Below are 25187 nucleotides of genomic sequence, written 5' to 3'. Positions count from 1 at the left end.
GTTCATAATGGAAAGTTACGCTAAATTTTGTAAGCCTCAGCTTACCCGTGCATTGATCTCACTGGGTTTAAACCGGACTTATCATCGTGCTGCGGGTAATTTTCTTTATTACAACGATGAGAATGGGAAAGAAATTCCGGTTTTGGATCTGTTGGGCGGCTATGGTGCGACATTACTGGGGCACAATTCGCCGATTATCAGAGAGAAAATTAAACAATACCTTGATGAAGAAATACCGATTCATAACCAGTTTTCCATTCGAAATCCTGCGGCTATGCTGGCAGAAAGGTTGAATGAATTATTAAAAGAAGAGACGGCAACCCGTGACGATTTTATATTTTGTTTTGCCAGTACGGGCGCTGAGTCAATGGAAATTGCTCTGAAAAGTGCTGAATTCACACGTAACGCACAGCTTTTAGCATTGGAACAGGAAATTGCAGCCGCGACTGCCAAAATCGGGAAAGAAATGGTATTAACCGATGAGCAGTGTGAACAATTGCAGTTGGAAAAAAGCGCGTCTATTGAGGAGATCAAACAGGCTCTGACGGCTTTCAACCAAACGCGGTTGAATACTAAGCCGACATTTCTTGCTCTTGAACATGCTTTCCACGGAAAAATGATGGTCACCGCGAATTGTACGCATGGCGTCATGTACCGTCATTATCTTAAGCGACTAGCAATCAACACGCTGTTCCTCTCCGCTGACAATCTGGCGGAATTTGCTGAGATGGGCGAAAAAGCGAATGACATCCTCAATAGCTGGTTGTGGTTACCGCAGGAAGAAAATGGTCAGTGTATTTTAACGAAAAAACCGTTCAGAACCGTCACCGCATTGATGATCGAGCCGATTCAAGGGGAAGGTGGTGTGCATCCTCTGAGTGCAGAGCAGGTCAGAAATATTAATCGGTTAAAACAGATTGTTGGTTGCCCGGTGATTGCTGATGAAGTGCAGGCGGGATCGGGAAGATGCGGATTTTTAGTGGCATCGAGTGATGCGGGGATTCAGGCTGACTATTTTGTGCTTTCTAAGGCACTGGGGGGCGGTTACGTCAAAATTGGGGTTGTCGCAATCCGCCAGGAAAATTTTACGCCGGGGTTTGATATCATCCAGAGTTCAACATTCGGGGAAGATGATTTTTCCTGTCGTGTAGCACTGGATTATATCAATTTACTGTATGCCGAACAGCGTAAGTTGCTTAAGCAAGTCACTCAATTAGGCGAGGAATTTAAAACCCGCTTACATGCATTACAAGGATCTTATCCTGATGTTATTCGGGATATTCGAGGCAAGGGGCTGATTTGGGGGATAGAGTTCCACGATGTTATTCATTCAGACTCTTACATTCTGCAAAATATCGCGATACAAGGCAGTTTAGGCTATGTACTGAGTGGTCATTTGCTGTGTGGCAGCCAGATTCGTGTTGCTCCTTCCGGCAGTGCAGCCAATGTTATTCGCGTGGAACCCTCCGTATTTTTGGAACTTCCACAAATTATCCGGTTTGTAGAAGCACTCTCCAACGCTTGCCTGGCGATCCGTTATGCCAACGCGGGCTTTATTGTCGCGCCTATGCTTGGAAGGCGAGATCAAACCCGCCCTGCTGATTATCGCCGTCAAGAACAGTATCTGAAAAATGATGAGGTAGTGGATTATAAGGCAGCATTTATCAACCATCTGATTTCTGCCAGTGGGCTGAGAGAAGTTGATCCTTCATTCAGTCTTTTCAGCGATGAAGAGCTGGAATTGTTTGTTGAAAATACGACGTTTAATCTGGCAACAAAACCGTTCAAAGCCGCCCGGATCCGTTCAGGTAATGGAAAATGGGTAGAGTTCACCCTTTATCCGCTGACGGTGACGTCCAAAATGATCAAAGCAGCATTGGCGAACAATGACTTAGGTCGTCTGCGGCATGAAATTGATCTTCGTGTCACTCAGGCGGTAGCTGATGGTCATAGTGTTGTCGGGTTGGGGATGTTTACCTCAATCATTACCAATAATGGTAAATCTATAAAAAATAACGCCATTAGTGTGACAACCGGCAATGCTTTTACTGTAGGTATTGGTATTGAAGCGTTACAAAGCCGTCTTCCGAGTCAGAATATGGCGACGATGCGACTAGCGGTGGTGGGCGGAGCCGGTAATATCGGACGTGTTTATGCTGAGATTCTGGCGCCACAATTTCAGGATGTGGTACTGATAGGTAGCAGTAATCACGGATCGCTGAAAAAACTGAATAACGTGAAATTCCATATTTATCAAAATATCTATGAACAATTTATCGTGAACAAACAGCCCGTTGTGGGAGGATTGGCGCAACGCCTATTGAATTGCCTTTCCGCGATCCCCGTTGACGCTTTATGCGGTAAACCCGATGTCGGTGAAGCGATAGATCACTATTTAACGCAATATTATCCTGATCAAACGTTTATTCATACCTCGCAAGATATGGCAGATATTGAAAATTGTGATGTCATCGTGTGTGCCGCGAATGCTTCTGAGGCATTTATCTCGGTCGAAAAAATCAAACAAAGGGCGATTGTTTGTGATATTTCGGTGCCACATAACCTTTCTGATGCAGATTTACAGCGTCGGCCGGATATCAACATGTTACGGGGAGGGATTGTTCAGACGCCACATAATGACAGTTTAGATCCTCGGGTCAGAGCTTATCTGAAAGAAGGTCAGATTTATGCCTGCATGGCAGAGACGATTTTGTTGGCACTGGCTCAATACAAGGGAAATTTTTCCTACGGGAATATCACGACTGACCAAGTTCTCCACATTATGGCCATCGCCAAGAAGCACAACTTTACCCTGTCTGATATTAAAGAGAATTCGAGTTTATGAGTCAAAATCGAGCGTTAAACTCAAACGCTTTAAAAGCGTGCGCTATTGTGACCGGGGGAAGTAAAGGCATCGGTCGGGCGATTGTTTTAAACCTGCTGGAGAAGGGATATCGGGTTGCTTTTTGCTATCGCAATGAAACACCGCAATCTGCCGATTTTATTACGCAAGTCGTGCGTGATTACCCCGATACACTGCCCGTTAAGGCTGATCTTGCGAAGGAAGAAGAGGTCATGACCTTTATTCAGACGGTCAACGAGGCATTCGGCCGTATTGATCTTCTGGTCAATAACGTCGGGATCACCCGAGATGGATTATTGGCCACAATGGAAACCAACGATATTGAGCGGCTGATCAACAACAATTTATTGAGCTATATCCTGTGTAGCCGTGAAGTGTTAAAAGTGATGATACCGCAGCGTCATGGTCACATTATCAATATCTCGTCAATTTCGGCCACAAGACCCAATAAGGGGCAGTCAGTTTATGCGGCAACTAAAGGCGGGATAGAGTCATTGACGCGGGCACTCGCCGTTGAAGTCGCACCGAAAAAGATCCGGGTTAATGCGGTAGCGCCCGGCATTATTCAGACGGAAATGACGGAATCTTTATTAAAGATAAATAAGGAGATTATCAATAATAAAGTATTACTCAAGCGAATTGGTCATGTCAGTGAAATAACCAGTGCAATACGTTTTTTAATAGAAAATAACTATATGACGGGTGAAGTGATCAGCGTCAATGGTGGTATTGCATTAAGCTAATTAAGGAAAAAAGAATGTTAACCTATATTGTCACGGGGGCAGCCAGTGGTATTGGATTTGCGGTGTGCCAAAAACTTATTGCGGCAGGATACGAAATTATTGCCATTGATATTAATCAAGAAGGATTAAATGCATTGGCGGAACAATCACCGGAACAGATCCGGCCATTTCAGCTTGATATGACGGATGAAAAAAAACTCATTCATTTATTAGTCCCCATGGTTAAGGCATGTAAATTACAGGGCGTTATCATCAGTCATGGTCGGGCAGATGATAACGATATTGACCAAAATGATATTTGGGATGCGGTTCTGGCAACCAATTTGTCCGCAACTCAGCGTTTATTATCGCAGATTGTGCCGGATATCCTTTCTGGTGGGCGAATCGTTATTATTTCATCGATTCTTGGCAGAATGGGAACAAAACGGAACACAGCGTATTGTGCTTCAAAACATGCTTTGCTTGGGTTAACCAAATCATTGGCGTTGGATCTGGCAGAGCGGCAAATTACGGTTAATGCGGTATTGCCTGCCTGGGTCAATACGCCAATGCTTGTTAAAGGATTGGAGCCACAAGCAAAACTCATCGGATGTTCAACTCTCGCCTTGCTCAAGCGGACAGAGAAAAGAATTCCACTGAAACGCTTAGTCACCCCTGAGGATGTTGCTCATACGGTGATGTTTTTTATTTCTCCTGAGGCGGCAATGATCACCGCTCAGGGATTAACAATTGATGGTGGAGAGAGAGGCGGAGCGTAACATTGTATTCTATATTCTATATTCTATATTCTATATTCTATCAATGTGATTGATGGGTTATTTAAATAAGCTTATTGACTCTTTAAATCTGTGGATCTTTTGTGATAATGCTAATCAATATTTTTTATTCTTTGAAGGAAATATAAAAAATGAAACACATGATTATTTATGCTCACCCTAATCCTAAAAGTTTTAATCATTCCATTAAAGAAAAAATTATTGATGAAATAGTGAAGAGAGGTGATGAATACCATTTTATTTCTCTCTACGATGAACAATTTAATCCGGTACTTTCCGGTTCTGATTTTGAAGCCTTGCATCGAGGGGAGGTTTTACCGGATGTTGCGAAAAGTCAGGCGATGGTAAAAGAATCTGATCATCTTATTTTTATTTATCCTATCTGGTGGTTTGGTCAGCCCGCAATTCTTAAAGGGTGGATTGATAGGGTATTTTCCAATGGCTTTGCGTATTATGAAGATGAGACGATTTTTACGCCTTACCTGACCGGAAAATCCGCGACGGTATTTATCACTTTAGGTACAGCAGAACAGGTTCTGGTTCAAAATGATATGACGTTAGACCGATTTATGCGTGATATGACATTGGGAACACTGGGGTTAGTGGGTATCTATCCCACGAAAGTTGTGCCTTTCTATGCAGTCCCCAAAATCAGTGACGAAGAACGAAAAGCGATGCTGGAATCTATTACCCTTTAATCAAGATGATCATTCTCGACAACTCTCGCCCAATGGTGGGCGAGATCCACGGTTAATCCAACTTAAAATCAAGTTGAAGCGTGACATCGGGTGGGATATCTGTCGGTTTAGCACCCACTGAATTTGCGCGTTCAACAGCATCAAGGGCGGCATTATCCAGTGCGTCGTTGCCGGAGGAGTTAACCACCTTGGCGGCCGTCAAGGTGCCGTCATCCGACAGGGTAAAGTTAATCGTCACTGTGCCCTGCTGCTTCATTCTTTTTGCCTTGCGGGGATAGCGCTTGTGGCGTTCAATCTCTTGTCGCAGCCTTGCCCGATAATTATCTGTTTCACTATTACCTTGCCCGACTAAAGGTTGAGATGTTGCTGCGCGGCTCATACTGCCTGCTGAGTTAATCTGATCGCTACCGTGCGTTTCCTGCTCTTGCTGATGGTCTTTCTGTTCCGGTGATGGTTGGGTCGGATTTTTTTCCATCCTCTCCTGTGATTTTTCTTGCTGTCGATCCTGACGTTTCTTTGTTTCGTGAAACTCTTGGGGTTTTGCCATCCGATTTTGCGGGTGAACCGCTTTATCCAACACGATTTGGGGTGTTGTTGGTGATTCCGGTGCTGTCAAACGCGGTGATGGCGAAGAGACAGGCTCCGGTTTATTCTCCGACGATAAGGCAGCAATCAGCGTAATGGATAACCCCGTTGTAGAAGAAGGATTATTGATATGATGGGCTGAATCATCATATGAAACAGGCCGGTTTAACAGCCATATCAGATTGATATGCACCAAAATGGCAATCAGGATACCAATCAGAAAACGCTTTCTGATGACCAGAGGGAAATCAGCGATTGGATTATCTAATATGGCTGTGTTGGTCATATTACCTTCTCTTAAAACTGGCTGGTCAGACTGAGTTTAAAGGTTCTGCCCGGTGCGGGTATCATCGAACGGGTCAACGGATCGAGATAATAGCGGTTGGTGAGGTTGGTGCCCGTCAACTCCATGGAGATAGCTGGCGTGATTTGATAGCTAATATAGGCATCAACCGTAAACACCGGATTCCAGCGCATTGGGTTGTTGGATTGTCCCTGATAACTATCTGGCAACGCATTCATCAGCCATTTTTCCTCTTTGTTTTCGGCCTTGCTGTGGTAGAGCAGGCGGCTGCCTAACTCCAGTTTTTCATCCAACAGACGACCGCCGACGGTCAGGTTAGCTGAATATTGCGGCTGGATGGAGGTGCGTAAATAACCACCGGGAAAACCGCCATCAATACACTCAGGGATACCATGACGATTTTGGGAATCCATTCTCATCACTGAGTTATGGTCACAGACCTTGTTTTTCATATTGTAGGTTAACCCCATATCGGTGAAGAAACTGCCATTGTCATAACGTGCCTGTAATTCCAGACCAGCCAATTTCTGTTTATCCATTTGGGAGAAATTATATGTGTTGTCCCTGTCGAACACATTTTCAATGACGGTATTGTAGTAAGAGAGTTTGATATCGGCATAGCGTTCGGTATCGACTAACTGACTGAAATCATAAACAAAGCCGACTTCTGTCGTTTTGGCACGTTCTGGTTTAAACCGCTGGCCGACACGGTTAATTTTTGAGCCTGAAAAACCAACGGCATCTTCAAAAATGCTGGGCATTCTTACCGCTTCGACATAGCGGGTATAGAGACGGAGATCGTCCGTGACATAGGCTGTGGCTGAAAATGCGGGAGTCCAGGCGTGATCCTTACGTTTTGCCGGAGTTTCCCAGGGATCGTCAACGTCAGAGCCAAAGATACTATTGGCATCAACGCTTGTTCCGTATTCATATTTATAGGCTTCCTTACCGCTTATTGGGTCGATAACCCTTTCATTCATATCCAGTTGACCGTTGAAGTAGGGGTTATCGCTTTTATTGAGCTTGCCGGTGCTGGGATCATAATTCCATTCGAATTTTTCAGAAACCATCTTGCGTTTTTGCCCATCACGTGAAGTGATTGTGTTTTCTTTTATCTTAGAGTACTCACTAAATACCTTTTGGCGTTCTTTTTTCTCTGCTTTACTCATTTGCGATAGCGGTTTTCTTTTTTCATACCTTTTTTGGATTATATGAACTTCTTTCTCGGTTGGTGTTCGCCAATAACTCATTTTATGCCCGATGCTTTCCCGCTGTTTTTCGTAACGCCAATCCTTTACAGCACGCCGTTCATTGAGCAAATCATCTTGCGACCAATAGGAGACACGTTTGGCACCGGCTTTCAGCTCCAGCCATGAAGTTGGCCGCCAGTCAAAGTTAAAGGCGAGATTGATTTCCTGACGCTGTCCTTTTCGCGATGGTGACTGGAAAAAGTACATATTTGTGGCATTGTAGTCATCATTGGAGCCAAGTCGTTCCCGTTGGAAATGTCCCATTAAGGTCAAATCTAAACGGGGGTGTAAGGTAAATTTATTGGAGAGATCGACCCCCCAACGATTATTCTGGGAATGGGTTGTGGCGGCATCGATTAACGTACCATCAATATTGGTGTTCCTGTCTTTGATACCGTTTTCCCAATACCAGTCCCTATCAACGGGGGTGCGCGGATATCCCCCGGAGGTGTTGGTATTACTGGTGGTGCGGGTTGTCCACAGATTTATATCGAAATCAACATAAGGGTTATCCGTGGGTTGCCATTTATAGCCCAGGTTGGCCGCTTGCTGGTGAACATTCGCGAGTGGCCATTGGGGAACCTTATTCTCTGCGGGATCAATCCAGCCCAAGCGTGAGGGCATAATATCGCCAAATTCCATGCGGGTATCACGAAGACCCAGCAGCAGTATCTGATCATCGGTGAAACGCCAACTGTTCTTGATTAACACGGATCGCATCTCACTGGAGGTATTGGGGACTTCATTACCGGGGCGATAGATACGGGCGGCAAACGGCAGATAAGGGTCTAAGGTTGTCCGGGCTCCTTTCATCAGTTCCCGATCAGCTTGTGTAATAGCCTCATCATAACGGTGAGCCCCCCCTTTGCCGGCAAAATAGTTCCCCTGACGGCGATAAGCATAGGCCAGCATCAAATCAAAATATTCCTGCCGTGTTCCCACCGCGACGCGGAAGGCATTATCCTTAAAGCCAAACAGTTTATTGTCTTTCGATGAATGGGGTGTGATCTGTAAGGCTGGGTCAGTTTCGATACCATTTCGGGCAAAATTCGGAACATCGCGGTAGTCTTGTCCCAATGATAGGGAAGGCGTGCGCTCTCTCACAGAATTACTGCTGGTTTCCAGTTTGGTATTGATGCCAAAAGTTTCTCCTTTCGGTACCACATCATCAATGCCCAAGGTTTTAATGGCAACGGTACCGCCGACAGAACCTTTGGTTCCACGGCTGAGAGAAGGGCCTTTTTCAATTTCAATACTACTGATTAAGTTTGGGTCAACATAGTTGCGGTTATTGGCGCCATTGTAGCCACGCCCGACGGTAATCGCCTGTTCCGTACCATCAATGGTAACCGGAATACGCCCTTGCCCCTGAACACCACGGATATTGATATCTAGGGCACCGCTATTGCGGGCATCGCCGCTGTATACGCCAACCGCGCCTTTAATTAAATCGGCGGGAGAGGTACCCTTATAGCGTTCAATTTCCTTTTTGCCGATATAAATAGTGGAAATATCTTTGTCATAAACCGCATCATAACCGGCTTCATCCTTATCACGGTTATCTGTGACCCGAATTTTGCCAAGATCCGTCTTGCTGCTTGAGGAGGTAACCGTTGGTTTGGATTCGGCAAACAGCGGTGGTGCAGCCAGTGAAAATACCAGTGACAATGCCACTGTGATAGGGGTTAGTTGTGTTTTAACGCGGTATACCATAGTGTCCCTTGCCTCGATTATCATCACACAAATAAAAAACATAACTATTTGATTAAAAATATTTTTCCAGTCTTATCAACACTTCATTTTTGTTATAGCTGTACAGCCAATCCACATTGCTGCGATTGTGTCGGTGGCGAAAAGTTAGGGATGGTGTCATGCTGAATATTTCGGCGGCTGGTATTTTTATCACTGCGGTGTAAATTTGCTCGGTATCCTGACGTCGGGCATTGAGCATGGGGTTGTAAGCGCCAAACTGGCGTTTTTTCAACGTAGCAAACAGTGAACCGTTGATTCCGGGATAAATCTGCCCGGCAATCCCCGTCCGAATGCCCCATTGCTGATAACGATCGACAGGATAGTCGTCGTTGCCGCGATAAAGCCAATCACCGCCACCAAACAGAACGAAATCTTTGTTGATAACATGGGACAAGGTGAGGTAAGTGGAAGATAATTCACCATCTTTTCTACGGTAAAGTTGTTGATGTCGCAGTTTCTTATATTCAAGTTCTATATTTAGGGCTGTGTGAGGCGTGAATCCCCATCGCCATTCCGTTTTGATCCCGGCGGCGTGGTAAAAGGTATCGTCCGCACGTTGTTTATATTCAAATAATGGGCCAAAAGAGACATCGTGACGTTTGCTTTTATAGTTGTAACCACCAACCAGCAGGAACGTGTTTTCGTTTTCATTGTGGTGATCACGGTAATTTTCGCCATAAATCAGCCCACGACCAAAAATACCATGGTGACCAAAAAGTTGATAACGTCGGCTTAATGTTGCGTCATAAGACATGCCCCAAGCTTTGATGGCTTTGGATGTTTTCTGCTCTACTATTTGGTTTATCAGATTTTTTACTGTCTTCTGATCAGACGACATATTGACGTTATCATTATAGGCATAACCCATAGAAAAAGATCCGCGCCAGCCATTTCTCAGCGCTATCGCTTCCAGGTAACTGTGAATGTTCTTCAATACGGTTTTTGGTAATAGCTGTTGTTCATTTAATTCAGTAAATAGTTGTTCGGCTTCCCGAGTTTTATGATCCTCAAAATAGACCCGGGCGAGTTCCAGTTTGATACGGGTAAAATCAGGTTGTTGGCTCAGGATCTGTTGGTAATGATAGGTAGCGAGATCCAAATCGCCTTCAAGGCGTGCCAGACCCCCTTGGGCAAAATTGACTAACATTGCATCATGATCCGGCAATTTCAGATAAGCCGCGAGGAAGCGTCTGACATCCGACCATTGTTGGTGGTTTATGGCGAGGAAAAGCGCTTGACCAATATCATTAATATTATTTTCAACCTGAAATGTTTGCCCATTAATGACAATCAGTGACGTATTATCCTCAGTAAAAACAGGCTCTGACGCAATCAGGTTTGTTTCATTCTCTTGTTGGTTATGTTGTGCTTCCTGCCAGATTTTTCGGGGCGTATCTTCATCGGCATAAACAGGCAGGGAGAGGCATAAAGCCATCAGTGCCGCTAATAACACAGGTGTTGTTTTATTGTCAGACATCGGAAAACCGGATCAAAAAGCTCACGCGATTAGAAATAAAAACAGAGAACAGTACCGTTTAAGGCACTGTTCTCTGAAAAATTAAGAATTACTGTTTAGTACCACCGAAGGCTGTATCCTTGGTTCTGTCATCATCAAATGTCGCATATCCCGCTAGGCTGGCTGCACTGTCGCCAAAGAAGTGACCTTCCGTTGAGCCGGCAAGATTACCCGTTTCAGCAGCTCCCACAAAGCTAGCATCGGAATGGATATCAGCATCAATACTTATCGTCATTGCGGTATTTGCCATTGATCCGACTAACGTTTTCTCACCAAAATCGGCGGTAAATGTACCAGACAGTGCATTATCACCGCTGTATTGGTTAATACCTGTCACGGTATAAGTGGCTGTGCCGTCGGTTGGAATATTGGTGGTAACATCCTTGCCCGCATAATAAACGGTGTGGGTGCTATCCGATGCTTTACCCGTTTGTGACCATTCACCGAAGTAAACATCCGCATTGGCCACCTTGCTGAAATGAAATACCCCCATACCACCATGAGAACCTGGTGCACCTGCCATTGAGATATTGTGAATACCATTACTGTCTGCTGGCGCCATACGAGTCAGGCCGGCGAAGCCAGTGATTTGACCACCATAAACGGAATTGACGCCAATGCCGGGTTCACCCCCTTTGCCACCATGTGGGCCTGCGCCGGGTTGGGTTTCGCCAACCTGAATGTTATCCACTTGACTCTGACCAAATCCTGTGGCTGCCTGAACCTGTGCCATCAATCCCAATGTGCCTAAAGCGGCGACTAATATATTCAACTTTTTCATCGTTATCCTCGTTTGGAATGGGGGATCCCTCGTTACCCAGTCTTAAAAACGGCCTGATTTATTGCGCAATAAAAAAGTACACCTTTCAAATAATAATGTAAATGATAACAATTATTATTTGTTTCTCTATTTGCAAGGTTGGTTGGTGATTGTTTTTTATTTATTTTATTGATTTTTAATTATTTTTTTATTTTATGGTAGGGGGTTAAATTTTCTTATTTTTTATTAAAAATGTGAGATAGATTGGTTTAATTTAGCAAAGGGATTTTGTTAATAAAGATATCATTATCATGAAAATAATTTCATTTAGTTATTATTGTAAATGGATTTATGTGATAAAAATAAACGATGACCTCCATCGATTTCTGCCCAATTATTTTCAGGTGATAGCCAAATTGATGATTTGAAAAAACGCAGGGCATATCCGTTCTGACTGAAAAAGTTTACTGGGAGATACATGATGAGAGCAGGAATCATGATTCAATATTCCGTTTCCCTGGCAATATCCTTCATTAGATCAACTGCCTGATGAGGGATGGGATGCAGTATTAGACGCGGGTGGAGCAGCCAAAGGAAAGGGGCAAGCCAATATGATTTCTGTTCTGAGGGTAACGGTTGATCCGGGCTTCAGAGGTCAACATGTGCCTGCTTTATTGATCAATACGTTAAAACAGACAGCCAGGGATGAGGGATTACAGGGCCTGGTGGTGCCTGTCAGACCGAGTTTAAAAAGCCAATATCCGTTGCAGGATTTTGTCGAATACTGTCGCTGGAAAAATGATAAAGGTGAGCCGTTTGACCCATGGCTTCGCACACATTACCGTTTGGGTACAAAAATCATAAAGCCGGCGCTTCGCTCCATGGATATTTACGGGTCGTTGAAACAGTGGGAGGAATGGACTGGCCTGACATTTCCGCAAAGCGGGGAATATATCATTCCGGGCGGTTTGGTGCCATTGGTCGTCGATGCAGAGAAACAGATGGCTTACTACATCGAACCCCATCTATGGGTGTATCATCGCCTGGATTAAACAATGACCACAACCGGTTAAAAATAGTTCTCTAGTTGGATTTGTACTTCGTTTTTATCATAACTGTATAACCAGTTCACATTACTGCGATTATGTCGATGCTTGAACGTGATGGAGGGGGTCATTCCGCCGATTTTAGTGCCAGGAAATGTAACCGAAGCCGTAGAGATCAGTTCATTATCTTGACGTCTGGCGTTCAATAAAGGGTCATATCTCCCCATTTGTTGTTTTCTCAGCGTGATAAACAGCGAGCCATGTATGCCGGAATAGAGCTGCCCGGTTATGCCGGTATTGACTCCCCATTGTTGATAGCGAACCGTGGGTTGTTGAGCATGGCGGTAATCCCAGTTGCCACCGCCAAACAGAACAGTGCTATCACTGATGGCATGAGAGAGTCTGAAATAGGATGAAAAAAGCGAACCTTCTTTCCAGTGGTAAAGCGGCTGAAAAGTTAATTTCTTATGCCCAAGTTCAACATTCAGGGCGGTTTGATCGGTGATGTTCCAGTACCACTCTATTTTGGCACCGATGGCATGGTATTCGGTATTGCCGGCATGATGTTTATATTCAAACTCAGGACCAAAGGAAAAATCCTGGGTTCTGTTTTTATAGTTGTAACCGCCGATCAGCAGAAACGTATTTTCGTTTTCATCGTGGTAATGGGGATAATGTTCACCATAAATCAGGCTACGACCAAAAATACCGTGGTGACCAACAAGTTGATAATGCCAGCTTAATGTCGCGTTATATGTTTCCCCCCCTTCTTTGATAGGTTTCGGGATGTGCCGTTCTAACACACACTTTCCGCTTTTGAATACCAGACAACTCGCCTTCTGATTTGGAGACATGTTGATATTATCATCATAGGCATAACCGAATGAGAAGGAACCGTGCCAGCCGTCTCTTTGGTTTATTGCTTGCAGATAACGATCGATATTCTTTAAGACCATGTTGGGTAATTGATGCTGTTGCCTGATCTCTTTAAATAATGTTTCAGATGCCCGATTGTTCTGATCTTCAAAATAAAGACGGGCCAGTTCCAGTTTGGCGCGGGTGAAGTTGGGTTGTTGGTGCAGGATCTTTTGATAATAAGCTATTGCGAGTGCCAAATTGCCTTGAATACGTGCCAGCGCGCCTTTAGCAAGATAGACAAGTAATGGATCGTGCGCAGGCATTTTTTGATAAATGGCCAGGAAATAGCTGACCTCTTGCCATTGCTGATCGTTAATCGCGAGGTACAGTGCCTGGCCGATGTCGTTAATATTGTTTCTTATCTTTAATTTTTGCCCGTGAATGACGAGCCATGAAACACCCTTCTGGGTTGAAAGGGTCTCCGGCATTGTTAAATCCGCTTCATTCTGTTGTTGATTATGTTGTCGGTGGTATCGTGCTTCTTGCCAGATTTTCTGGTGAATATCTTCATGACTGGCATGGACGTCCAGAGAGAGGACTGAGATCAGCAGTGGTGTCAGTAAGACAGTCGCTTTTCTTTTATCAGACATAAAAACACTCGTTTACAAGGCCCGGCTTATTGAAAATAAACAGTGAAGCCAGACCATCATAAGCAGGGTATAGAAGAAGGAAGAGACGGCGAGATAACAGTACCCTTTAGGGTACTGTTATCCGGGAACTTACTGTTTAGATCCGCCGAAAGCCGTATCTTTGCTTGTGTCACTGTCAAAATGAGCAAGGCCCGCCAGAGAGGCGGCAGAATCACCATAGAAGTGCCCTTCAGTGGTTCCGTTAAGACTGCCATTGGCGGTGGCTTTGCCGGAAAACCCAGCCTGATCATTGATATTGGCATCAAGAGCGATGTTGAGTGTGCTATTACTTATCGAGCCATTGAGCGTGCGGTCGTCAAAATTGACGTTCAGGTTACCGTTGAGTAAATTATCACCGTTATATTGGCTAATCCCCTTGACTACATAGGTCGCGGTGCCGCTGGTTGGTACATTGGTTGTGACATCTTTGCCGATATAAAAAACGGTATGACTCTTGTCTGATTTATCGGGGGCACCTTGCGCCCACTCACCAAAGTAAACGTCTGTATTGGGAAGCTGTACGATATCGATATATTGATTCTGAATCCCGTATTTTGAGCCATTCTCTAGTTTGTAGTCATAGACGCCATTTTTGTCGAGAGTGGCTAGATTCTTCACAGAGGAGGCAGAATAGAGTTCATCTCCAATGACAGGGACAGAAGAGAGACCAATGGCAGGTTCACCACCTTTCTCTCCAAGTAGAATATGTTGTTTAGTCTTCTGTTGGCTTACTCCATACACAACTTTCGCTTGAGCGTGTGTTATCAATCCCAAAATGCCAGCCATGGCGATGAATATCTTGATATTGAGCTGTTTCATTGTGATCACCATTTAGTATAAATAATGAGTTCTTGTTATCCCGTCATAGAAAGCGTCCTGAGTTTTTACGTGGGGTATCGATGAGAATGAAAAATGTACGCAGGAAGAAATGTATCCCTAATGAGCAACCCTGTAAATTGAAGTTAATTTTGTGTTTGTTTTTTGTTAATGGTTGCTTTTGCGCAAAAAGTAAAGATTAACGTTTTGAAATTAAATTGGCGATGCTGTTGGAATGAGATAACGAACGATGGGGGAATGTTACTCATTCATCCACGATGCGTTGTGGATGGGTATACACGGTTGCTCGTCCCGGCTTGCAAAATCCGATCAATGTCAGATGACATTTCTGTGCGACTTCAATGGCGAGTGAGGTTGCGGCAGAAACAGCAAATAAAATTTCTACCCCACAATGCGCTGATTTTTGTACCATTTCATAACTGGCTCGGCTGGAAACCAGTACGGCACCATGTCGCCAGCCCATTTTTACCCGCATGCCCAGTAACTTATCCAATGCAACATGGCGCCCGATGTCTTCACAACCACCAAGCAATTTCCCCTCTGGATTCATCCAACCCGCGGCGTGTGTACAACCTGTGAGTGAACCGATGTCCTGAACACGCGGTAATTGCGTAAGCGCAGTATCAAGGTGGCAAAGGGAGAATGTTTGGGTGAAGGGCAGAGGTGTAATGGGACGAAATATTTCTGTCAGTTGCTCTGTGCCGCAGAGACCGCAGCCCGTTCTGCCTGCCATACTGCGTCGGCGTTCTTTTAATCCCGCAAAACAGCGGCTGGACAGTTCAATGTGCAACTCAATCCCGCCGTGACAACTCATGACAGAATCAATCCCCCGGATTTCTTGTGGAGACGTGATAATTCCTTCTGACAATGAAAACCCGATAGCGAAATGGTCGAGATCCTTCGGGCTGGCCATCATCACCGCATGGGAAATACCGTTATACACCAAAGCAACCGGGACTTCCTCTGCGACCCAATCCAGTTTTGAGCGGCTTGACTGAGTACGGTATCTGGTGTTTTTTTGTTGCACATTCATACGAAAAACACCCTCGATCCCTTCCAGAGTTAACGCATTTTCTGGCCTTTCCTCATTCATTAGTGAATTCCCCGCTCGCTCGATTGATTCATAACACAGTTTGTATGGATATAAGGTAAGCAATCCGATCACACAATAAATCCTATTTATCGCAGACAGTGCCCTAAATCAAGAACCCTGCATTACATAATGACTCAATGATGTTATTGCCGATCTATTTTGGGGGGAGAATTGTTCTGGTAGACCTTTCAGGTATCGGTTTTTTAGGAAACCAATGGGAAATGATAAAGAATAACCCAATAGAAACAAGAGCAATAATAAATCCTTTTTCATTGAATATATCCATCGCTATGCCTGTTACTAAGGGGCCAGAAAGGCTGCCAATTCCCCAAATAACACCAAATAAGGAATTGATGGCAATGAGCATCTGACCCGAATATTTTTTTCCTGCCCTCACCAATGACAAAGTATAAATACCCCCACCAAATGCCCCCATGATGATGACATCAATCCATAAAAAAATGGAATTTGCTGTAAAAGGCAATGCGCATAGAGAAAGCGTGAAGATCACGCCACAAATAATATGCATCTGTCGCAAATCGGTTTTGTCAGCCAGCCATCCGATCGGGATTTGAAAAATCGCGTCACCTAAAAAAATCAGTGTTATCAACGTAATGGTTATTTTTTCAGGAATACCTAATGACAAGCCATACAGTGGAAACATGGATAGGGATACGGCATCAAAAGAAGAAAAGCAAAGCACCCCAATGAGAAGGCTGGGAGCCGATATGATTAACGGCAATACGGGAAACTGGTTTTTTTCTCCTTCTTCTTCTGGTTGTGGTGTTATTGACACCGCAGGATGTATCAATATAAGCGCAATGCAAAGGAGAGCGAGTATGGCCAATAACATGACTGGAATGAGTGAAATTATGCCAAATATTGAAATCAGTAATGGTCCTAGTAACTGACACCCGGTAAATGCGGAGGTGTACAGTCCCATTAAGGTGCCTTTGTTTTTGTCACCGGCATGGCCACTGACCCAGGATTCTCCAACGACCACAATGACACCACAGGCAAACCCCATCAGAAATCGGGGAATGGCAAGATAATAGACTTGATTTAAATAAGTAGAAAATAAAGTGGAAGCGATCAATAGCAATAAGCTAAAACTTAATAACTTATTTAAGCTACATAAACGATTAAGTAGGGGGGTCATCATGGAAGAAATAAGCATTCCTACAGCAGGTAATGCGGATATGATGCCAAGTAGTGTTGATGTCTGTTTTTGTCCGGCCAACTTTAAACTGACCATAGGTAATGTATATCCCATCGCTAACCCTACGAGGGATGCCCCTAATATGATGGATACCATATATGATTTATTAAAGCTGGCTGTCATTTTTTTCCTTTATCTATAGTGTGGTTCGACTAAATATTGATAGATATCTCTTTGTGGTAACGTGCTTCCATTAACTCTATTGCCATTATGCCAAAGGCATGATGCAGCCGCTCCTTGTCCACCATATGGAAGATAACCATGTTCTTCCATATGTAAATCAGTATTATTTAGTATGCTTTCCGGTAAGTGTAACTTCTTATTTAATTCATGACTGATATAATGACTTGTACCAAATAAAGAAATATACATAGCATTGGCAGGATAACTGGGATTGGAAAAATAGTCAGCTAAATTCTTATCTTGCTGGTATTTTTGCAAAAAGAAAACAGGGGCGAAGAACTCTTTGTAGTTTCCGCCCAGGAAAAGTGGCTTTTCAAAAATGGTGGGTTTTATCATACCATTTATCGGGTTTATTTCTCCCCCATAGGTACAATAATCCCGGTTGATTTTAAATATTGATGCGATTTTTACACAATGGTCTATGTCACTGTTAGGACCCACGATATTCGTATAATCAGAATAAGGGCCTACTTTATCTTCAATACGCTTTAAACTACGTATTAAATTATCTCTGAATAGATCATATATATTATTGTGTACTAATAGAGCATTAGGCCCGGCACAATCTTGTCCCTGATTATAGAGAACAACTCGTTTGGCACTTTCAATCGCTATATCGATATCAGCATCCTTGGATATAACCAGTGGATTATGTCCAGAACCATTTAAGATAAATAAGATGTTCTTTTTAAAATGCTTTCGAACTTTAATGGCATTTTCGGGTGTTCCTGTAAAAATAACGGCATCAGTTATATTTACCCTTTTACTTAAAAATAGTTCTTTGTCTTCATAAGAGATTGAGAACGATGAAGATATTTTTGCCATATTAATAACATTTTCAAATATTTTATAATGAGGATGCATTGCGGTTGGTGGACGAATACAAACATTCTCGGCCATGAGGGATGGAATAAAGCCAAAACAGACAGTGGCATAAATGGGCTGATTAAGTGGTAGAAATGAAGTAATACCATAAATATTTTGTTTGAAGTATTCTTTATTTTTGTCAATGTTATTAAGGACATCCACTGAGCGGTGAATTTCATCTTCAGTGACTATTTTACATTGATATTCTGATAGGGCATCAATCAGGGCATCGCTATTGTTTTTTAATGCAAGAGATAGCATTTCACATTTTTCTTTGATTTGATTAAAATCAATTTTGTTAAATAACTTTATCATATGTGTTTTATTTTCCTTATCCTTGTTTATCATCATGTGGTGTTCTGTTTTTTCATTTTTATCACGGTGTTGTTGATTTTCTGATATTACTTGGTGTGGGTTGCTAAAGTGTTCAATGATGTCTTTTGTATCATTTATTTTTATCCATGTTTTAATTTTAGGTCCGCAGATATCACCAAACAATCCTCGGTAAAGTAAAAGCCATATCTGTGATTTATCGTGATCAGGAAAGTTTGTTTTGAAAGATTCGAGTATAAATTGGAAAATGTTTTCCTTAGATAACGTTCTATCTTGTTTTATTGAATTAGCGATAAACAAAAAATAATTCTTTTCTTTCGTTGTGGTTAATCCATTATTATAATTTTTATTGGTTTTTAAATAATAATTATAGCTAATTTGCAGTTCATTTTCTGATATAAATTCTCCATCTCTCCTATACAGATCAAGGAATTTTCTTGCGCAGGAAATGTTGGCAGGCTTCGATGCTTGTAAGATTCTGGATATCTTTAGAAAAGACAACCTTTTTTTATTAGCAATATTTGCCTGGTCGTTTAATCTAAGAGCTTGTTCTATCGCGAATTTAGTCGATTTTTTGGGATCTTTTGATAAGTGGACTTGGATAGCGTTTTGTGTAAGAAGATTTTTCGCATCATCCAGAGAAAAACCATTACCTTTTGATTTAGAAATCTTTTTTCCTGAAGCGTCAAGAAACAGGCCATATTTATAAAGACGTGGGGCTGGTTTATGTAATGCAGCGTAAATCTGTTGTGCCACAGACGCTGAATCTATCAGATCCTCGCCATGCATTTCAAAATGAATATTTCTATATAGTAAACGCATACTCCAGTCTGCTTTCCACTGAAGCTTAGCTTTGCCGTTAAATACAGAAACGGTTTGTTCTTTATCTAAAATTTCTTCCTGATAAAGTTCGCGTAGTTCGACACCATATTCATGCCCCGGTTTGTTTACTATTTCATCTGATGGTATATAATAAGTTATTTCTCCATTATCAGCGTTGATATCTGTTATAACGATATGCTCAAGTATTTTCCCCGTTATTTCAGAAATTGGCATTATAATATTATAGGTTCTTTGTCTTAAAAAACCAGTGGATTCTTTACATATTCTATTTATGATAGGGAAATTATGAAGGAATAATTTAATGGTGGTGTTGTAATCTCCCTTTTTATAGGCGATAGAGTTTTTTATTATATTGAAATTCACATTATACTCTTTAGCTAGTTTAAATAATCTGTTTTCAGCCATTTCTGAGAATGAAGGGTAGATACCAAAAGGATCTGGAACTTTATTTATAGGTAATCCTAAATATTTGTTTAGTTTTTCTGGGTTAGGTATATTGGATGGAATTTTTCTGAAGGGATCTAAATCATCTGAAATTAGATAAAAATTCACCGTTCGGCCCAACCTGATCAATTCATTTTTAACTAAATTAGTGCGAATAATTTCACAAAGTGTTCCTATGTGGGGTATCCCTGTAGGTCCAAAACCAGCACTAATATTAATTTCTTCACCATAGGGTATGGCGTTATTTATTTCTAATGCTTCTTTCATATACCACTTCATGTATAATTTACCCCTCTGTATTATTATGTTTTCTTATAATGGTTAAAAACAAAAAAATAAAATTTAATGTGGAAATTGTTTCTTTTTTAAATTTTACTGATTTTAATTTATTAGCTAATGTATTTTAAAGTTACGCAAAGTTAGTGATTAAATGAAAATACGCCGGCTACTTTTTACAGTCAACGCAGAGCAATGCCTTTTTTTATATTATGGATGTTATTATTAGTAAGGTATTGTTGTGCGTTTTTTATTTTTTATTTTAAGGGGGTTGTTTTTTATTGATAAATAATAAATTGAATTAATCCGATTTTAATCGGTTCCACTGAGTCCTGTATCTGGTGTTTTTTTGTTGCACATTCATGCGAAAAACATCACAAATCTCTTCCAGAGTTCACTCATTTTCTGGCCTTTCCTTATTCATTAGTGAATTCTCCAGTCGATTGATTCATAATACGGTTTGTGTGGATATAAGGTAAGCAATCCGAACGTGATGATTCAATGATGTCGTTAATAATAATGATGTCTTCATCAGAACAGACGCACCCTGCCTCATTAAGCAGTGTGTGAGTGAGCAATGTGAGTGAGGAGATCCCCCATGCAAGTCAGCAGAAGGCAGTTCTTTAAGATCTGCGCTGGTGGTATGGCGGGTACGACGGCCGCCGCGCTAGGGTTTGCCCCGACCGCAGCGATGGCACAAACACGTCACTATAAATTGTTGCGTGCGCGTGAAACCCGGAATACCTGCACATACTGCTCTGTCGGCTGTGGATTATTGATGTACAGCCATCGGTGATGGTGCTAAAAATGCCAAATCGACGCTTTTCCATATCGAAGGTGATTCAGACCATCCGGTAAACCGTGGCGCTTTATGTCCCAAAGGTGCTGGTTTGGTGGATTTTATTCACAGCAAGAATCGCCTGCACTATCCAGAATATCGTGCTCCAGGTTCCCATCAATGGCAGCGAATAAGCTGGAATGAGGCTTTCGATCGTATCGCGAGATTGATGAAACAAGATCGCGATGCCAACTTCGTCACAACGAATCAAGAGGGAGTGACGGTTAACCGTTGGCTGACCACCGGCATGTTGTGTGCATCTGCGGCCAGTAATGAAACCGGCTTTTTATCGCAGAAATTTAGTCGCGCTCTCGGCATGCTTGCCGTAGACAACCAGGCGCGTGTCTGACACGGACCAACGGTAGCAAGTCTTGCTCCAACATTTGGTCGCGGTGCGATGACCAAGCACTGGGTGGATATTAAGAATGCGAACTTAATTGTCGTGATGGGCGGGAATGCTGCGGAGGCTCATCCTGTCGGTTTCCGTTGGGTGATGGAAGCGAAAATTCATAACAATGCCAAATTGATTGTTATCGATCCCCGTTTTACCCGTACGGCATCCGTGGCGGATTTCTACACGCCTATCCGTTCCGGCACCGATATTGCCTTCTTGTCCGGTGTGATCTTATACCTGATGACTCATGAAAAAATAAATCGTGAGTACGTTGAGGCTTATACCAATGCCAGCCTGATTGTGCGGGCAGATTTCTCGTTCGATGATGGTCTGTTCAGTGGTTATGATGCCGAAAATCGTCGGTACGATAAAACGACCTGGCATTATGAACTGGATGAAAATGGGTTCGCCAAACGCGACAAAACCCTGACTCATCCACGTTGTGTCTGGAACCTGTTAAAGACCCACGTCAGCCGTTATACACCGGATGTCGTGACAGATATTTGTGGTACACCAAAGGAAGATTTCCTCAAAGTGTGTGAATATCTGGCTGAAACCAGCGCGAAAGACAAAACCACCTCTTTCCTGTATGCACTGGGTTGGACGCAACATTCTATTGGCGCGCAGAATATCCGCACGATGGCGATGATCCAATTATTACTCGGCAATATGGGAATGGCGGGAGGCGGCATTAATGCGTTGCGTGGTCACTCCAATATTCAGGGACTGACGGATTTAGGCTTGTTATCCCAAAGCCTGCCGGGTTATCTCTCTTTACCATCAGAAAAACAGACTGATTTGCAAACCTATTTGCAGGCCAACACACCGAAAGCCACCCTTCCGGGGCAGGTCAACTATTGGCGTCATTATCCGAAATTCTTTGTCAGCTTGATGAAAAGTTTCTATGGCGATCATGCCCGTAAAGAGAATGATTGGGGTTTTGACTTGTTGCCGAAGTGGGATAAGCCCTACGATGTTTTGCAATATTTTGAAATGATGTCGCAAGGGGAAGTGAATGGCTATATCTGCCAGGGCTTCAATCCCATTGCCTCATTCCCGGACAAGAACAAAGTGGTCGCCGCGTTATCGAAACTGAAGTTTTTAGTGACGGTTGACCCACTCAGTACTGAAACGTCGTCATTCTGGCAAAATCACGGTGAATTCAATGAGGTTGATCCTGCCACTATTCAAACCGAAGTTTTCCGTCTGCCATGTTGCTGTTTTGCCGAAGAAGCGGGTTCGATAGTCAATTCAGCTCGCTGGTTACAATGGCACTGGAAAGGTGCAGATGCACCAGGGGAAGCCATTGGGGATGGTGAAATTTTGTCCGGTATTTTCAAGCGCCTGCGTGACCTGTACCGGGAAGAAGGTGGCGTCGCGTCAGAACAAATCCTGAGCATGACATGGGATTACTTTGATCCCGATGCGCCGACACCGGAAGAGGTAGCACAGGAAAATAATGGCCGCGCCTTAGCTGATTTACGGGATGCCAACGGTAATATTTTGGTTAAAAAGGGGCAGCAATTATCTTCTTTTGCACAATTGCGTGATGATGGTACCACGGCCAGCGGCTGCTGGATTTTTGCCGGAAGCTGGACGGCGGAAGGCAACCAGATGGCACGTCGTGATAATGCTGATCCATCCGGTATAGGCAATACACCGGGTTGGGCCTGGGCCTGGCCATTGAATCGTCGTATCCTGTATAACCGGGCATCGGCCGATCCACAGGGCAATCCGTGGGATCCTAAACGCCGGTTAATCGCCTGGAATGGTGATCAGTGGCATGGGGTGGATATCCCGGATTACAGCAATGCAGCGCCGGGAACCGATGTCGGGCCATTTATCATGCAGCCAGAAGGGATGGGACGTCTGTTTGCCATCGACAAAATGGCTGAAGGGCCATTCCCTGAGCACTACGAGCCATTTGAGACACCGTTGGGAACCAACCCACTGCATCCGAATGTGGTGTCCAATCCGGCGGCTCGTGTGTTCAGGCGCGATTTTGAGGCGCTGGGCAAGGCCGACAAATTCCCTTACGTAGGCACCACTTACCGTTTGACGGAACATTTCCATTTCTGGACGAAACATGCGTTGTTGAACGCAATTGCTCAACCGGAACAATTTGTGGAAATCGGCGAACGGCTGGCGGCAGAAAAAGGCATCAAACAGGGCGATACCGTTAAAGTCAGTTCTTATCGTGGCTATATCAAAGCCAAAGCGGTCGTGACGAAACGGCTTCGTACCCTGCTTGTTCATGGCCGTGAAGTGGATACCATCGGTATTCCGATTCACTGGGGCTTTGAGGGGGCGGCGAAGAAAGGGTTTCTTGCGAATACGCTGACGCCGTTTGTTGGTGATGCCAATACGCAAACACCGGAATTCAAAGCATTTCTTGTGAATGTGGAAAAGGTGTAGGGGGAGAAAAATCATGTCATTGCAATCTCAGGACATTATTCGGCGTTCTGCCACTCATTCACTGACGCCCGCGCCTCGTGTGCGGGATCACCAGCAAGAAGTGGCAAAATTGATCGACGTGACGACCTGTATTGGTTGTAAAGCGTGTCAGGTGGCTTGTTCAGAATGGAACGACATTCGTGATGAAATTGGGCATAACGTGGGTGTTTATGACAATCCGGCCGATCTGACAGCGAAGTCGTGGACAGTGATGCGATTTTCCGAAGTGGAGGAGAATGGCAGGCTGGAATGGTTGATCCGCAAGGATGGTTGTATGCATTGCGCTGATCCCGGCTGTCTGAAAGCCTGTCCGGCGGAAGGCGCGATTATTCAGTATACCAATGGCATTGTGGATTTTCAGTCGGAGCACTGTATTGGTTGCGGTTATTGCATTGCAGGTTGTCCATTCAATGTGCCGCGCATCAACAAAGACGATAATCGCGCTTACAAATGTACGCTGTGCGTTGACCGTGTCGAGGTAGGGCAGGAACCAGGAACCGGCTTGTGTGAAAACGTGTCCGACAGGGGCGATTCATTTTGGCAGTAAGCAGGATATGCAAGCGCTGGCAGCCGATCGGGTTGAGGAGCTTAAAGGTCGCGGTTATGAAAATGCAGGTTTGTATGATCCTGCGGGCGTAGGGGGCACCCATGTTATGTATGTGCTGCATCATGCCAACAAACCTCAGCTCTATCATGGATTGCCGGATAACCCTGCCATCAGCCCGACGGTGACATTTTGGAAAGGCATCTGGAAGCCCTTGGCTGCCATTGGTTTTGCGGCTACCTTCGCGGTGTCCATTTTTCATTATGTGGGGATTGGTCCGAACCGGGTTTCTAAAGAAGAGGAAGAAAACGCCCTGAAAGAGATGGATTCGGACAAAACCAATAATGAGGCGGTGAAGAAATGAAACAGCGTAACGATATCATTATTCGTCATTCTCCGGTTGAGCGCATCAACCATTGGGCGGTGGTCATTTGTTTCTTGTTGACGGCCATCAGTGGATTGGGATTTTTCTTTCCTTCGCTGAACTGGATGATGAATATCTTTGGGACGCCGCAACTGTCACGGATATTGCACCCGTTTGCAGGTGCGGTGATGTTCTTTCTGTTTATCTTTATGTTTTTCCGGTATTTCAAACATAACCTGATCAATAAGGACGACCTTGAATGGGCGAAGAATATTCATAAGGTGCTGCGTAATGAGGAAGCAGGGGAGATCGGGCAGTATAACCTTGGTCAGAAAGGGATTTACTGGTCAGTGAGTCTCAGCCTACTCTTGTTACTCATTAGTGGCATCATGATCTGGCGTCCCTATTTTGCGGTGTATTTCCCTATCCCATTGATCCGGATTGCGTTACTGGTTCACTCACTGGCAGCGATAGGCTTGATCCTGACGATTATTGTTCACGCTTATGCGGCGTTTTGGGTGAAAGGCTCGGTGCGCGCGATGGTGGAAGGCTGGGTGACGCGCGGTTGGGCGAAAAAACATCATCCACGTTGGTATCGTGAGATTTTGGAACAAGAACGCCAAAAGGAAAAAGAATGAATGTGAGGCAGGGTACGGAA

The 25187-nt window shown here is 43.8% G+C and carries 15 protein-coding genes and 2 pseudogenes; 8 read left to right on the top strand and 9 right to left on the bottom strand.

The window, feature by feature from the left end; translation table 11 throughout:
• The first annotated feature begins 7 nt into the window (after positions 1-7).
• The 4 genes from XPG1_RS16845 (at position 8) to XPG1_RS16830 (ending at position 5080) form a co-directional block, all read left to right on the top strand.
• Complete coding sequence (locus XPG1_RS16845) at positions 8-2845, top strand: aminotransferase class III-fold pyridoxal phosphate-dependent enzyme (RefSeq protein WP_045960265.1); 2838 nt, start codon at positions 8-10, stop codon at positions 2843-2845.
• On the top strand, positions 2842-3606 hold the full coding sequence (locus XPG1_RS16840) for an SDR family NAD(P)-dependent oxidoreductase (protein WP_045960264.1): 765 nt from the start codon (positions 2842-2844) through the stop codon (positions 3604-3606). Before XPG1_RS16845 ends, XPG1_RS16840 begins: the two co-directional genes overlap by 4 nt.
• A 14-nt stretch (positions 3607-3620) precedes the next feature.
• The gene (locus tag XPG1_RS16835; RefSeq protein ID WP_045960263.1) at positions 3621-4364 is read left to right on the top strand and encodes an SDR family NAD(P)-dependent oxidoreductase; all 744 of its coding nucleotides are present in this window, start codon (positions 3621-3623) and stop codon (positions 4362-4364) included.
• 149 nt (positions 4365-4513) lie between these two features.
• Positions 4514-5080, top strand: a complete 567-nt coding sequence (locus XPG1_RS16830) for an NAD(P)H-dependent oxidoreductase (protein WP_045960262.1) — start codon at positions 4514-4516, stop codon at positions 5078-5080.
• Positions 5081-5132: 52 nt separating this feature from the next.
• Here the strand turns inward: XPG1_RS16830 and XPG1_RS16825 are convergent, their stop codons facing one another.
• The 4 genes from XPG1_RS16825 to XPG1_RS16810 form a co-directional block, all read right to left on the bottom strand.
• Entirely contained in the window at positions 5133-5951 is an 819-nt protein-coding gene (locus XPG1_RS16825) for a TonB family protein (RefSeq protein ID WP_045960261.1), read from the bottom strand.
• Positions 5952-5962: 11 nt separating this feature from the next.
• Positions 5963-8932 carry a TonB-dependent receptor domain-containing protein gene (locus XPG1_RS16820; RefSeq protein WP_045960260.1) on the bottom strand — a complete coding sequence of 990 codons (2970 nt, stop codon included), beginning with the start codon at positions 8930-8932 and terminating at the stop codon, positions 5963-5965.
• Positions 8933-8984: 52 nt separating this feature from the next.
• A complete protein-coding gene (locus tag XPG1_RS16815; protein ID WP_045960259.1) occupies positions 8985-10448 on the bottom strand; it encodes a surface lipoprotein assembly modifier in 1464 nt (487 codons plus the stop codon).
• Between the two features lie 88 nt (positions 10449-10536).
• Complete coding sequence (locus XPG1_RS16810) at positions 10537-11268, bottom strand: Slam-dependent surface lipoprotein (protein WP_045960258.1); 732 nt, start codon at positions 11266-11268, stop codon at positions 10537-10539.
• 590 nt (positions 11269-11858) lie between these two features.
• On the opposite strand from XPG1_RS16810, the gene XPG1_RS16805 reads away from it, so the two are divergent.
• A complete protein-coding gene (locus XPG1_RS16805; protein ID WP_231853031.1) occupies positions 11859-12299 on the top strand; it encodes a hypothetical protein in 441 nt (146 codons plus the stop codon).
• Positions 12300-12316: 17 nt separating this feature from the next.
• Here the strand turns inward: XPG1_RS16805 and XPG1_RS16800 are convergent, their stop codons facing one another.
• From XPG1_RS16800 to XPG1_RS16780, 5 genes are all read right to left on the bottom strand, one after another.
• Positions 12317-13801, bottom strand: a complete 1485-nt coding sequence (locus tag XPG1_RS16800) for a surface lipoprotein assembly modifier (RefSeq protein ID WP_045960257.1) — start codon at positions 13799-13801, stop codon at positions 12317-12319.
• A gap of 129 nt (positions 13802-13930) precedes the next feature.
• Entirely contained in the window at positions 13931-14659 is a 729-nt protein-coding gene (locus tag XPG1_RS16795) for a Slam-dependent surface lipoprotein (RefSeq protein ID WP_045960256.1), read from the bottom strand.
• A 262-nt stretch (positions 14660-14921) separates the two neighbouring features.
• Positions 14922-15710 carry a formate dehydrogenase accessory sulfurtransferase FdhD gene (fdhD, locus tag XPG1_RS16790; protein WP_231853104.1) on the bottom strand — a complete coding sequence of 263 codons (789 nt, stop codon included), beginning with the start codon at positions 15708-15710 and terminating at the stop codon, positions 14922-14924.
• A 214-nt stretch (positions 15711-15924) separates the two neighbouring features.
• The gene (locus XPG1_RS16785; RefSeq protein WP_045960254.1) at positions 15925-17112 is read right to left on the bottom strand and encodes an MFS transporter; all 1188 of its coding nucleotides are present in this window, start codon (positions 17110-17112) and stop codon (positions 15925-15927) included.
• A 9-nt stretch (positions 17113-17121) separates the two neighbouring features.
• Entirely contained in the window at positions 17122-19926 is a 2805-nt protein-coding gene (locus tag XPG1_RS16780; protein ID WP_071825413.1) for an aldehyde dehydrogenase family protein, read from the bottom strand.
• Positions 19927-20533: 607 nt separating this feature from the next.
• On the opposite strand from XPG1_RS16780, the pseudogene fdnG reads away from it, so the two are divergent.
• The 3 genes and pseudogenes from fdnG (at position 20534) to fdoI (ending at position 25167) form a co-directional block, all read left to right on the top strand.
• Positions 20534-23582: pseudogene (gene fdnG / locus XPG1_RS16770) on the top strand (formate dehydrogenase-N subunit alpha).
• A 13-nt stretch (positions 23583-23595) separates the two neighbouring features.
• A pseudogene (gene fdxH / locus XPG1_RS16765) lies at positions 23596-24529 on the top strand (formate dehydrogenase subunit beta).
• Positions 24526-25167, top strand: coding sequence for a formate dehydrogenase cytochrome b556 subunit (gene fdoI, locus XPG1_RS16760; RefSeq protein WP_045960252.1), 642 nt, complete (start codon positions 24526-24528; stop codon positions 25165-25167). Before fdxH ends, fdoI begins: the two are co-directional and overlap by 4 nt.
• Positions 25168-25187: the final 20 nt, after the last annotated feature.

The sequence above is a fragment of the Xenorhabdus poinarii G6 genome (assembly GCF_000968175.1).
GTDB classification, from domain to species: domain Bacteria; phylum Pseudomonadota; class Gammaproteobacteria; order Enterobacterales; family Enterobacteriaceae; genus Xenorhabdus; species Xenorhabdus poinarii.
The sequence above is the reverse complement of the archived record's forward strand: the minus strand, read 5'-3'. Positions and strand labels throughout refer to the sequence as shown.

Bases quoted from the DNA above. Each gene is read 5' to 3' on its own strand.
- XPG1_RS16845 (WP_045960265.1), top strand. From the start codon at position 8: ATGGAAAGTTACGCTAAATTTTGTAAGCCTCAGCTTACCCGTGCATTG.
- XPG1_RS16840 (WP_045960264.1), top strand. From the start codon at position 2,842: ATGAGTCAAAATCGAGCGTTAAACTCAAACGCTTTAAAAGCGTGCGCT.
- XPG1_RS16835 (WP_045960263.1), top strand. From the start codon at position 3,621: ATGTTAACCTATATTGTCACGGGGGCAGCCAGTGGTATTGGATTTGCG.
- XPG1_RS16830 (WP_045960262.1), top strand. From the start codon at position 4,514: ATGAAACACATGATTATTTATGCTCACCCTAATCCTAAAAGTTTTAAT.
- XPG1_RS16825 (WP_045960261.1), bottom strand. From the start codon at position 5,951: ATGACCAACACAGCCATATTAGATAATCCAATCGCTGATTTCCCTCTG.
- XPG1_RS16820 (WP_045960260.1), bottom strand. From the start codon at position 8,932: ATGGTATACCGCGTTAAAACACAACTAACCCCTATCACAGTGGCATTG.
- XPG1_RS16815 (WP_045960259.1), bottom strand. From the start codon at position 10,448: ATGTCTGACAATAAAACAACACCTGTGTTATTAGCGGCACTGATGGCT.
- XPG1_RS16810 (WP_045960258.1), bottom strand. From the start codon at position 11,268: ATGAAAAAGTTGAATATATTAGTCGCCGCTTTAGGCACATTGGGATTG.
- XPG1_RS16805 (WP_231853031.1), top strand. From the start codon at position 11,859: ATGATTTCTGTTCTGAGGGTAACGGTTGATCCGGGCTTCAGAGGTCAA.
- XPG1_RS16800 (WP_045960257.1), bottom strand. From the start codon at position 13,801: ATGTCTGATAAAAGAAAAGCGACTGTCTTACTGACACCACTGCTGATC.
- XPG1_RS16795 (WP_045960256.1), bottom strand. From the start codon at position 14,659: ATGAAACAGCTCAATATCAAGATATTCATCGCCATGGCTGGCATTTTG.
- fdhD (WP_231853104.1), bottom strand. From the start codon at position 15,710: ATGAATGTGCAACAAAAAAACACCAGATACCGTACTCAGTCAAGCCGC.
- XPG1_RS16785 (WP_045960254.1), bottom strand. From the start codon at position 17,112: ATGACAGCCAGCTTTAATAAATCATATATGGTATCCATCATATTAGGG.
- XPG1_RS16780 (WP_071825413.1), bottom strand. From the start codon at position 19,926: ATGAAAGAAGCATTAGAAATAAATAACGCCATACCCTATGGTGAAGAA.
- fdoI (WP_045960252.1), top strand. From the start codon at position 24,526: ATGAAACAGCGTAACGATATCATTATTCGTCATTCTCCGGTTGAGCGC.